General features: G+C 73.1%; 10 protein-coding genes. 6 read left to right on the top strand and 4 right to left on the bottom strand.

Going from position 1 to position 10,789, the window contains the following annotated elements:
- Positions 1-80: 80 nt before the first annotated feature.
- The 3 genes from C6N75_RS06160 to C6N75_RS06150 are packed head-to-tail and all read right to left on the bottom strand — an operon-like array spanning position 81 to position 2,922.
- The gene (locus C6N75_RS06160) at positions 81-842 is read right to left on the bottom strand and encodes an amino acid ABC transporter ATP-binding protein (protein ID WP_105867819.1); all 762 of its coding nucleotides are present in this window, start codon (positions 840-842) and stop codon (positions 81-83) included.
- Positions 839-1,888, bottom strand: coding sequence for an amino acid ABC transporter permease (locus tag C6N75_RS06155; protein ID WP_181160363.1), 1,050 nt, complete (start codon positions 1,886-1,888; stop codon positions 839-841). The genes C6N75_RS06160 and C6N75_RS06155 overlap by 4 nt, the downstream gene beginning before the upstream one ends.
- 47 nt (positions 1,889-1,935) lie before the next feature.
- On the bottom strand, positions 1,936-2,922 hold the full coding sequence (locus C6N75_RS06150; RefSeq protein WP_105867818.1) for an ABC transporter substrate-binding protein: 987 nt from the start codon (positions 2,920-2,922) through the stop codon (positions 1,936-1,938).
- A 626-nt stretch (positions 2,923-3,548) separates the two neighbouring features.
- On the opposite strand from C6N75_RS06150, the gene C6N75_RS06145 reads away from it, so the two are divergent.
- From C6N75_RS06145 to C6N75_RS06125, 5 genes are all read left to right on the top strand, one after another.
- Complete coding sequence (locus tag C6N75_RS06145; protein WP_105867817.1) at positions 3,549-4,775, top strand: NAD(P)-dependent malic enzyme; 1,227 nt, start codon at positions 3,549-3,551, stop codon at positions 4,773-4,775.
- A gap of 118 nt (positions 4,776-4,893) precedes the next feature.
- Positions 4,894-5,589 carry an adenosylcobinamide amidohydrolase gene (locus tag C6N75_RS06140; RefSeq protein ID WP_181160362.1) on the top strand — a complete coding sequence of 232 codons (696 nt, stop codon included), beginning with the start codon at positions 4,894-4,896 and terminating at the stop codon, positions 5,587-5,589.
- A 117-nt stretch (positions 5,590-5,706) separates the two neighbouring features.
- On the top strand, positions 5,707-6,309 hold the full coding sequence (locus C6N75_RS06135) for a phosphoesterase (protein ID WP_105867816.1): 603 nt from the start codon (positions 5,707-5,709) through the stop codon (positions 6,307-6,309).
- On the top strand, positions 6,306-7,859 hold the full coding sequence (locus C6N75_RS06130) for an alkaline phosphatase D family protein (protein ID WP_105867815.1): 1,554 nt from the start codon (positions 6,306-6,308) through the stop codon (positions 7,857-7,859). Before C6N75_RS06135 ends, C6N75_RS06130 begins: the two co-directional genes overlap by 4 nt.
- Before the next feature lie 83 nt (positions 7,860-7,942).
- The gene (locus C6N75_RS06125) at positions 7,943-8,905 is read left to right on the top strand and encodes a zinc-binding dehydrogenase (protein WP_105867814.1); all 963 of its coding nucleotides are present in this window, start codon (positions 7,943-7,945) and stop codon (positions 8,903-8,905) included.
- Between the two features lie 7 nt (positions 8,906-8,912).
- Here the strand turns inward: C6N75_RS06125 and C6N75_RS06120 are convergent, their stop codons facing one another.
- Positions 8,913-9,527, bottom strand: a complete 615-nt coding sequence (locus C6N75_RS06120; protein WP_105867813.1) for a cysteine hydrolase family protein — start codon at positions 9,525-9,527, stop codon at positions 8,913-8,915.
- Positions 9,528-9,619: 92 nt separating this feature from the next.
- On the opposite strand from C6N75_RS06120, the gene C6N75_RS06115 reads away from it, so the two are divergent.
- Positions 9,620-10,684 (top strand): GlxA family transcriptional regulator, encoded by a 1,065-nt coding sequence (locus tag C6N75_RS06115; protein ID WP_181160364.1) that lies wholly within the window; start codon positions 9,620-9,622, stop codon positions 10,682-10,684.
- Positions 10,685-10,789 lie beyond the last annotated feature (105 nt).

The raw sequence follows: 10,789 nt of genomic DNA, 5'->3' as shown, positions 1-10,789 counted from the left end.
GTGCTGTAGTCCACCGGGCACGCGGGGGAAGGGGCGGTACGGGAATCCCGTACCGCCCCTTCCCCCGCGTGCCCGGTGGACTACAGCACCTTGGAGAGGAACGCCTTCGTCCGGTCGTGCTGCGGGTCGGTGAGCACGTCGCGCGGGTGGCCGGACTCGACCACGACGCCGCCGTCCATGAAGACCAGCGAGTCGCCGACCTCGCGGGCGAAGCCCATCTCGTGGGTGACCACGACCATGGTCATGCCCGACTCGGCCAGGTCCCGCATGACGTCCAGGACGTCGCCGACCAGCTCCGGGTCGAGCGCGGAGGTCGGCTCGTCGAACAGCATCAGCTTGGGCTCCATGGCGAGCGCCCGGGCGATCGCCACCCGCTGCTGCTGGCCGCCGGAGAGCTGCGAGGGGTAGTTGCCGGCCTTGTCGCCGAGGCCGACCCGGTCCAGCAGCTTCCTCGCCTGCTCCCGGGCCGCCGCCTTGGACACGCCCTTGACCTGGACCGGGGCTTCCATGACGTTCTCCACGGCCGTCATGTGCGGGAACAGGTTGAAGCGCTGGAACACCATGCCGATGTCGCGCCGCTTCAGCGCGACCTCGCTGTCCTTCAGCTCGTAGAGCTTGTCGCCCTTCTGCCGGTAGCCGACCAGCTCGCCGTCGACGTACAGCCGGCCGGCGTTGATCTTCTCCAGGTGGTTGATGCACCGCAGGAAGGTGGACTTGCCGGAGCCGGACGGGCCGATCAGGCAGAACACCTCGCCCTCGGCCACCTCCAGGTCGATGCCCTTGAGGATGTGGGCCGCGCCGTAGGACTTGTGGACGCCCTCGGCCTTCACCATGGCGGTCATGCCGACGCTCCAGTCGTGTTGCCGCGGGACAGGGAGAGCAGGTTCGCCTTGACCTTCTGCCACGGGGTGGGCGGAAGCTGGCGCAGCGAGCCGCGCGCGTAGTGCCGCTCGACGTAGTACTGGCCGACGCTGAAGATGCTGGTCAGCACCAGGTACCAGACGGAGGCGACGAGCAGCGTCTCCATGATGGCGAACGAGGTGGAGCCGATGTTCTGCGCGGCGCGCAGCAGCTCGGTGTACTGGACCGCGGAGACCAGCGAGGAGGTCTTCATCAGGTTGATGAACTCGTTGCCGGTCGGCGGCACGATGACCCGCATCGCCTGCGGCAGCACGATCCGGCGCATGGTCTTGCTGTTCTTCATGCCGAGCGCGTGGGACGCCTCGGTCTGGCCCTCGTCGACGGACTGGATGCCCGCGCGGACGATCTCCGCCATGTAGGCGCCCTCGTTCAGGCCGAGCCCCAGCAGGGCGACCATGAACGGCGTCATGACGTCGACCATCTCGTCCTTGTAGAAGCCGAGATTGAGGATCGGGAAGATCAGCGCCAGGTTGAACCAGAGCAGGAGCTGCACGAAGACCGGGGTGCCGCGGAAGAACCAGATGTAGAGCCAGGAGACGGCTCCGGTCACCGGGTTCTTCGACAGCCGCATCACCGCGAAGACGATGCCCAGCACCAGGCCGATCGCCATCGACAGCACGCTGATCAGCAGGGTGCTGCCGAGGCCGGTCAGGATCCGGCTGTCGAAGATCAGGTCCCCGACGGTCTGCCAGCGGATGTCGCCCTGGGCGAAGGCCCAGACCAGGCTGCCCAGCAGGAGGACCACGACGACGCCGCTGACCCAGCGGCCCCAGTGGCGGACCGGGATCGCCTTGATCTGCTCGGGCTGCACGCCGTCGGTCCTGACCGCGGTCGCGGCCCTCGCCGGGACGGGGGCGGGCGCCGCCGGAGCGTCCGGAGCCTTGCCGGCCCCGGAAGCCCCGGGAGCCTCCGGGGCCTTGTCGGCCGGCGGCTCGCCGGCCGGCTTCTTGTCGAACTTGTCAGTCACCGTGACTGCCCTTCAGTGGTGCTCAGACCTGGTGCGGGAAACGGCGGTCACTTGCCGCCGTTGACGGTCGCCTCGGTCACGGCGCTGTTCTTGACGTCCCACTTCTCCAGGACCTTCGCGTACTCGCCGTTCTTGATGATCGCGTCCAGCGCGGCCTTGACGGCGTCCCGCAGCTCCGGGTTGCCCTTGGCGACCGCGATGCCGAACGGGCCAGCGTCGAGCTGGCCGCCCGCCACCTCGAAGTCGTTGCCGCCGCCGGCGGTCTTCGCGATGTGCGCGGCGACCGGGTAGTCGTTGAGGTCGGCGACCGCGCCGCCGGACTTCACGCGGGTCTGGGCCTCGGCGTCGGTGTCGAACGCCTCGATGGTGAGCTTGCCCTTCTTGCCCGACTCGCAGGTCTTGGCCTGCTTCTTGAAGGTGTCCTCGTAGATGGTGCCGCGCTGCACGGCGACCTTCTTGCCGCACAGGTCGTCGAGCGTGGTGATCTTCTCCGGGTTGCCCTTCTTGACCAGCAGGGAGACGCCGGAGGTGAAGTAGTCGACGAAGTCGACGCCCTTGCCGACCTTCTTGCCGGTGTCGTCCAGGCCCTCCTGGCGGGCCTTGGTGTCGCTCATCGCGGACATGACCAGGTCCTGGCGGCCGGTGTTCAGGGAGGAGATCAGGCCGTCGAAGGTGCCGCTGGTGAACTCGAAGGTCACTCCGAGCTGCTTGCCGATCGCGGCGGCGATGTCGGGGTCGATGCCGACGATCTTGCCGCCCTCCTCGAACTCCATCGGCGCGTACGCGGCGTCCGTGCCGACCTTGATCTTGCCGGCGTCCTGGTACTTCTTCGGCAGCTTGTCGAAGAGCGGCGCCGCGTTGCCCGCGGCGGAGGGCTTGGCGGTCCCCGAATCGCCCCCGCCGCCGTTGGTCTGGTCGCCGCAGGCGGTCAGCAGCATCGAGCCGGCGACCGCGACGGCGGCGAGCGCGGCTATCCGGGACGGCTTCGTCGTCCGGGTCTTCGCGGCGGCCGTACGGGTGGTGCTTGCGGTCATGGTCGGGTTCCTCCGGCTGGTGAAATGCTCGAAACGAGGGGGAGGTCAGGCGGTCGGGCACACACCTTCGGGTGTCGCGACCTCGTGCGAATACGCGCATCTTGCCATTCGGACGGGGTCGAACAGGGGGCTCCGCATGTCAAAATCGGATAACGGGAGACCCCCGAACCCCGCCAGGCCGGTACCGCAAGGCCGGACCTTCTGCGGGACAGTCCCGTCCGGGCCGGAAAATCTCCGGCCGATCTCGTCATGCGGACGGTGTTTCGGCGGCGAAACGGGAGATGTGCGGACTTGCCGCCTTTTCCGGCTCTTCCCGTCCTTTACCGGACTTCCCCCGTCGCCGTCCGGGCCGCCCCCGCCGAGGGGCGTAACCCCGGTCACACCGCGCGGCCGGGCCGCCGCGACCGGGCCATACCGACTCGTCGCCGGTGCCCATCGTCCGGTAGAACAGACCCTTACACCCCTCATCCGGGGCTCAGGGCGCGTGTGCGGCGCGCCCGCGCGTACGCAACCTCCCCCCGCGGGGGCGGGTCATCCGCCGCCGCGAGGCGCGTACGCGGGTCCGCCCACCCCTCCTCAACCAGGAGTGGCCACCCTCAACTGCAAAGACTTAAGGGGTCAACACAATGGCAGCGGAGATCGTGAATCCTCGCAGCGACAGCGACAACGGCATCGAGAGTGCCGACAACGCCACCGGCGAACCCTTCGATCCGGCGTTCGCCCTCCACCGGGGCGGCAAGATGGCGATCCAGGCGACCGTGCCGGTGCGCGACCGGGACGACCTGTCCCTGGCGTACACCCCCGGTGTCGCCAAGGTGTGCACCGCCATCGCCGAGCAGCCGGAGCTGGTCCACGACTACACCTGGAAGTCCCAGGTCGTGGCCGTGGTCACGGACGGCACCGCGGTGCTCGGGCTCGGCGACATCGGCCCGGAGGCCTCCCTCCCCGTGATGGAGGGCAAGGCGATCCTCTTCAAGCAGTTCGGCGGCGTCGACGCGGTCCCGATCGCGCTCGCCACCACCGACACCGACGAGATCGTGGACACCATCGTCCGCCTCGCCCCCTCCTTCGGCGGGGTCAACCTGGAGGACATCTCCGCCCCCCGCTGCTTCGACATCGAGCGCAAGCTCCAGGAGCGGCTGGACATCCCGGTCTTCCACGACGACCAGCACGGCACCGCCGTGGTCACCCTGGCCGCCCTGCGCAACGCGGCCAAGCTCACCGGCCGCGGCCTCGGCGAGCTGCGCGCGGTGATCTCCGGCGCCGGTGCGGCGGGCGTGGCGATCGCCAAGTTCCTGCTGGAGGCCGGCCTCGGCGACGTGGCGGTCGCCGACCGCAAGGGCATCGTCAGCCGCGACCGCGAGGACCTCACCCCGGTCAAGCGGGAGCTGGCCGAGCTGACCAACAAGGCCGGCGTCTCCGGCACCCTGGAGTCGGCGCTGGCCGGCGCGGACGTCTTCATCGGCGTCAGCGGCGGCACGGTGCCGGAGGCGGCCGTCGCCTCCATGGCCCCGGGCGCGTTCGTGTTCGCCATGGCCAACCCGAACCCGGAGGTCCACCCGGACGTGGCGCACCAGTACGCCGCGGTGGTGGCCACCGGCCGCTCGGACTACCCGAACCAGATCAACAACGTGCTGGCCTTCCCCGGCATCTTCGCCGGCGCCCTCCAGGTCCGGGCCTCCCGGATCACCGAGGGCATGAAGATCGCCGCCGCCAACGCGCTCGCGGACGTGGTGGGCGACCAGCTCGCCGCGGACTACGTGATCCCCTCGCCGTTCGACGAGCGGGTCGCCCCGGCGGTCACCGCCGCGGTGGCCGCCGCCGCCCGCGCCGAGGGCGTCGCCCGCCGCTGACCGGCCGCCCCGCAGAGCACGACCGAGGGCCGCGCCGCACCCCGTGCAGGGTGCGGCGCGGCCCTCGCCGCTTGTCCCGCCCGCACCTCCGTACCCCTCTCGCTGGGAGCCCCGTCCGGTGACCTCCGTCGTCCCGCCGAGCCGCACGCCCGTGTCCGTGCCCGCGCCCGCCGCCGTGCCGGCCGCGAGAGTGCTGAGCCGCGTCGAGGACGGCGAGCGGCTGCCCGCCCTGCTGTGGGAGCTGGGGCCGGGCTGGCGCACGGTCAGCAGCGCCGTCCTCGGCGGCGGGATCGGCCCCCGTACATGGGTGCTGAACGCCCAGGTCGCGCACGGCTACCGGCGCACCGACCCCGAGCGGCACCTGGCCGCGCTGGCGGCGGCGGCCGGGGCGAGCGGCCCCGGTGTGGGGCTGCTGACCGCCGCCGACGTCGGCGGCCGCGCCCGCGCCCGGGACGGCGGCGCGGAGGCCGTGGTGACCTCGGGCGTCTCGGTACGGAGCTGGGCGGCCGCGCCCGGCGAGGGCGGCGCCCCGCAGCCTCCCGGCACCATCAACATCGTCGCCCTGCTGCCGGCGGCGCTCGGCGACGCCGCCCTGGTCAACGCGGTCGCCACCGCCACCGAGGCCAAGGTGCAGGCCCTGCTGGACCTCGGCTACGACTGCTCGGGCACCCCGACCGACGCGGTCTGCGTCGCCGCCCGCGAGCCGGGGCCCGGCGAGGAGACGCACGCCTTCGCCGGCCCCCGCTCCCTGTGGGGCGCCCGCCTGGCCCGCGCCGTGCACCGGGCGGTGTACGAGGCCACCTGCGCCCCCTGAGGACCCGGCGGCTGCACCGCGTTGGCGCGGTGTTCGCCGTACCTCTTCCACCGGTCCATCCACGGCTGCTGCAATGCCTCCGCGCGACAGCCCTGGAACCCCACCCTGGAGGCGCGAGTGAACCTGGTCGTCAACGGCGACGCCGAGACCGGACCCGGAGGCACCGACGCACCGGTCGCCACCGTGACCGGCTGGCGCATCACGCAGGGCGCGCCCGCGCTCATCGCGTACAGCTTCGGCGGGGGCTATCCGACCGCCGCCGACCCCGGGCCCGACCGGCGCGGCAGCCGCTTCTTCGGCGGCGGGAACGCCCCGCGCACCGCCCTCGTCCAGGACGTGGCCCTGCCGGCGGCCGGGGCGACCGGGCACGCGGCGATCGACGCCGGACGGGTGCGGTACGCGGTGGAGGCCTGGCTCGGCGGATACGCCACCCAGGAGGACGGGGCCCGCCTCTCGGTGGAGTTCCGGGACGCCAGGGGGACCCCGGTGGCGCTGAGCGTGCTGGGGCCGGTCACCTCCGGCGAGCGCGGCGGCCGCACCGGGCTGCTGAAGCGGACCGCCGGGGCGCAGGCGCCGCCCGGGGCGCGCACCGCGCGGCTGCTGCTGGTGCTCACCCGTACCGGCTCGGGCGCCTCCAACGACGGCTACGCCGACGGCATCTCGCTCACCCTGACGGCGAGCGCGGCGACGGGAACCACCCCCACCGGAGGCGCGCTGTGACGCTGGACCGACGCACCCTGCTGAAGGCGGCCGGCGCCGCCGGGGCGCTGAACACCGTCTGGCCGCTGTCGGCCGGCCTGTCGCCCGCGCAGGCCCGGGAGGCCGCCGAGGCGCTGGGCGCGGACTACGACCCGGCCCCCTTCACCCTGGGCGTGGCCTCCGGCGACCCGCAGCCGGGCTCGGTGGTGCTGTGGACCCGGCTGGCTCCGGAGCCGCTCGCCGCCGAGCAGAAGCTGCCCGAGGTGGTGGCGGTGGACTGGGTGGTCGCCGAGGACCAGGCGCTGACCCGGGTGGTCGCCCGGGGCAGCGCGCCCGCCTCCGCCACCCTCGGGCACAGCGTGCACGTCCCCGTGCAGGGGCTGGCCGCCGGGCGGACGTACTGGTACGCCTTCAGCGCGCTGGGCAGGACCAGCCGGGTGGGCCGCACCAGGACCGCCCCCACCGGCAGCGTGGCCCGGGTGCGGTTCGCCACCGCCAACTGCCAGGCGTTCCACGACGGGTTCTACGCCGCCCACCGGGGCATCGCCCGCGAGGACGTGGACTTCGTGGTCCACCTCGGCGACTACATCTACGAGCACGGGCCGGTCGGCGGCGACCACGTCCGCGACCACGAGGGCCCGGCGGTCCTCACCCTGGCCGACTACCGCCGCCGGCACGCCCTCTACAAGGGCGACGCCTCCCTGCGCGAGGCGCACGCCGCCCACCCGTGGTTCCTGACCTGGGACGACCACGAGGTGGCCAACGACTACAGCGGTACGGGCGGCGGGGCGCCGTTCCTCCAGCGGCGCGCCGCCGCGTACCAGGCCTGGTACGAGAACATGCCGCACCGCGACGGCGGCGAGTCGGCGCTGCCGGACCCGGTGCTGCACCGCACCCGGCGCTGGGGCGACCTGCTGGAGCTGACCGTGCTGGACCTGCGCTCCTACCGCTCGGCGCAGAACCTCGCGGGCGGCACCATCCTGGGCGCGGAGCAGAAGAACTGGCTGAAGGGGACCATCGACCGGGCCCCGGACTCCTGGCACGTCTGGGCCAACTCGATCATGCTCAGCCAACTGCGCGGGCGGCCGGGCGGCTCGTACATGTTCACCGACCAGTGGGACGGCTTCCTCGCCGAGCGCAGGGAGATCCTCGGCCATGTGCACACGAGCGGCCTGGAGGACCTGGTGGTGGTCACCGGCGACTGGCACTCCGCCTTCGTGGACGACCTCCGGGTGGACTTCGACGACACCTCCTCCCCGCTGGTCGGCACCGAGTTCACCGCCCACTCGGTGACCTCCGGCGGCTACTCGGCCGACTGGAACGCGGCCAACGGGCCGCTGATGGGCCGGGGCAACCCGCATCTGAAGTACTTCGAGGGCAACCGCTACGGCTACGACGTCCACGAGCTGACGCCGCAGCGCTTCACCACCCGGATGCGGGTCGTCGCCGACCGCCGCGACCCGCTGTCCCCGGTCACCACCCTCACCAGCTTCCACGTGGACCGGGGCAGGACCGGCTCCTACGAGGACCCGGCGACCAAGGGCAGCCCGGCCCAGTGGCGGCGCGACTGACGCCGCACCACGGCGGGGACGCGGCGCGTGTCACACCCCGGTGTGGTTCCGCCGCGTCCCGCCACCGCTCTAGGGTCAGCCGCATGTTCGCCGCCTACGCCGCCCGAATCGACCGCGACCAGCCGCTGAACGGCCTCGAACTGGGCGAACGCCCGGCCCCCGAGGCGCGCCCCGGCTGGACCACCGTCACCGTCAAGGCCGCCTCGCTCAACCACCATGACCTGTGGTCGCTGCGCGGAGTGGGCCTGGCCGAGGACAAGCTGCCGATGATCCTCGGCTGCGACGCCGCCGGGATCGACGAGGACGGCCGGGAGGTGGTGCTGCACTCGGTGATCGGCCAGAGCGGGCACGGCGTCGGCCCCGACGAGCCGCGCTCCCTGCTGACCGAGCGCTACCAGGGCGCCTTCGCCGAGCGGGTCACCGTCCCCTCCTGGAACGTCCTGCCCAAGCCGAAGGACCTCTCCTTCGCGGAGGCCGCCTGCCTGCCCACCGCCTGGCTGACCGCGTACCGGATGCTGTTCACCAACGCCGGGGTGCGCCCCGGGGACTCGGTGCTGGTGCAGGGCGCCGGCGGCGGGGTGGCCACCGCCGCCATCGTGCTGGGCAAGGCCGCCGGGCTGAAGGTGTACGCGACCAGCCGGGACGAGGCCAAGCGCCGGCGGGCCGTGGAGCTGGGCGCGGCCGAGGCGTTCGAGCCGGGCGCCCGGCTGCCGCACCGGGTGGACGCGGTGGTGGAGACGGTCGGCGCGGCGACCTGGTCGCACTCGGTGAAGTCGCTGCGCCCCGGCGGCACGGTCGTCATCTCCGGCGCGACCAGCGGCGACCGCCCCTCGCACGCCGAACTGACCCGGATCTTCTTCCTGGAGCTGAAGGTGGTCGGCTCCACCATGGGCTCCAAGGACGAGCTGGAGGACCTGCTGGCGTTCTGCGCCCTCACCGGCGTACGGCCGGTCATCGACCGCACCCTGCCGCTGGACCGGGCCCGCGAGGGGTTCGAGCAGTTGGCCCGGGGCGACCTCTTCGGAAAGATCGTCCTGACCGTGTGAGCGCCGTTCAGCCCAGCTCGGCGGCGGAGGCGACCACCACCCCGTAGAGGTCGGTGACGGTCGCGAGCGCGCCCCGGTGCACCTGCTCGGCGGGCACCTCGGCGCCTCCGGGGCCGCCCGCCCGGCCGGTCGCCGCCGGCAGCGGCCGGGTCGCGCAGGCGTCGGCGACGACCGTGGCCCGGTTGCCCCGCAGGAACGCGCCCGAGGCGGTGGCCAGGACGCACATGTGGGTCATGAACCCGGCCACCACCACGTCCCGGTGCCCGGCGGCGTCCACGTGCGCGCCCAGGTCGGTGCCGGCGAAGGAGTCAGGCGTCTGCTTCACGACGACCGGCTCGCCGTCCAGCGGCGCGACGCTGTCGTGGATGCGCCCGATCCCGGCCCGGATGTCGTACGGGGAGCCCGCCCCGCCGTCGTTGACCACGTGGATCACCGCGGCCCCGGCCGCGCGGGCCTTCCCCAGCAGTTCGGCGGCCGCGTCCAGCGCCTCCCGCCAGCCGGTCAGCTCCATCACGCCGGTGGTGTAGGTGTTCTGGTAGTCGACCAGGACCAGGGTGGCGGAGGCGAGCGAGGCGGGCGTCTCGTCCAGGCCGTCGAGGGCGCGCAGGGTGGTCGTGGGCATGGTGGTGTCTCCTCGAAGTCGGTTGCTCGGGTGCGCAGTTCACCGGTGGTGACCTGCGGGTTCACGCTATGGCGGCCGCTGCCGCGGCGGCAATGTGTCAGGGATGCCGTCTAACATGCAGAAACCGACATCGGAGGGGACGGGGAGGGGGCGCCGTGCGGCGGCTGGTGGTCGTGGTGCTGTTCGAGGGCGTCGACCTGCTCGACGTCACCGGACCGCCGGAGGTGTTCTCCCTGGTGCGGCGCGAGTCGGGCGGCACGCAGGAGTACGAGGTGCTGCTCGCCGCCGAGACGCCGGGGCCGGTCACCACCGCCGCCGGGGTGCGCGTCCTCCCGGACGCCACCTTCGCGGAGGCGGCCGCGCGGCGGATCGACACCCTGCTGGTGCCCGGATCGGTGGAGACGGACGCCGAGGGGCGGATCCGCGCGGTCACCGACCCGGCGGTGGTGGCCCGGGTGCGGGAACTGGCCGCCGGCGCGCGGCGGATCGCCTCCGTCTGCGTCGGCGCGCACCTGCTGGCCGCCGCCGGGCTGCTCGACGGCCGGCGTGCCACCACCCACTGGTCGACCGCCCGGCAGCTCGCCGCCGAGCACCCGGCGGTCGAGGTGGACGCGGACCCGATCTTCGTCCGGGAGGGCCCGGTGTGGACGGGCGCGGGCATCAGCGCCTGCCTGGACCTGTCCCTGGCCCTGGTGGCGGACGACCTCGGCGAGACCCTGGCGCTGCGGGTGGCCCGGCACTTGGTGATGTACCTCAAGCGGCCCGGCGGGCAGAGCCAGTTCAGCGTGCCGCTGGAGCCCGTCTCCACCACCCGGCGGGTCGAGGACCTGCGCCACCACATCACGGCGAACCTGGCCGGCCGGCTGACCGTCGCCGACCTCGCGGCGTACGCGCACGTCGGCGAGCGCCAGCTCACCCGGATCTTCAAGACCGAGCTGGGCGCGACCCCCAGCGCCTATGTGGAGGCCGCCCGGGTCGAACGGGCCCGCGCGGAGCTGGAGTCCGGCGACGCCACCCTGGAACGGGTCGCCGCCGTCTGCGGCTTCGGCACGACGGACACCCTGGTGCGGGCCTTCCGCCGGCAGCTCGGCAGCACCCCGACCGAGTACCGCGCGCGCTTTCGCACCGGGGCCCGATCTGGCCGGTCTGCGCCTTGATGGGGCCGGCGGCCCGCTGATGGGATCTCCGGCACCCGAAGCCGGAGGTCCCCCGTGCGCCTGCCCGCCCCCGCCCTGGCCCTCGCCGCCCTGCTGGCCCTGACC

The organism is Streptomyces solincola, from assembly GCF_002982015.1.
Classification (GTDB): domain Bacteria; phylum Actinomycetota; class Actinomycetes; order Streptomycetales; family Streptomycetaceae; genus Streptomyces; species Streptomyces solincola.
Note: the sequence above shows the minus strand (reverse complement) of the source record. Positions and strands in the feature narration are given on the sequence as shown.

What these genes read in the sequence shown, in the direction of transcription:
- C6N75_RS06160 (WP_105867819.1), bottom strand. Translation starts at nt 842, where the DNA reads ATGACCGCCATGGTGAAGGCCGAGGGCGTCCACAAGTCCTACGGCGCG.
- C6N75_RS06150 (WP_105867818.1), bottom strand. Translation starts at nt 2,922, where the DNA reads ATGACCGCAAGCACCACCCGTACGGCCGCCGCGAAGACCCGGACGACG.
- C6N75_RS06145 (WP_105867817.1), top strand. Translation starts at nt 3,549, where the DNA reads ATGGCAGCGGAGATCGTGAATCCTCGCAGCGACAGCGACAACGGCATC.
- C6N75_RS06125 (WP_105867814.1), top strand. Translation starts at nt 7,943, where the DNA reads ATGTTCGCCGCCTACGCCGCCCGAATCGACCGCGACCAGCCGCTGAAC.
- C6N75_RS06120 (WP_105867813.1), bottom strand. Translation starts at nt 9,527, where the DNA reads ATGCCCACGACCACCCTGCGCGCCCTCGACGGCCTGGACGAGACGCCC.
- C6N75_RS06115 (WP_181160364.1), top strand. Translation starts at nt 9,620, where the DNA reads ATGTGTCAGGGATGCCGTCTAACATGCAGAAACCGACATCGGAGGGGA.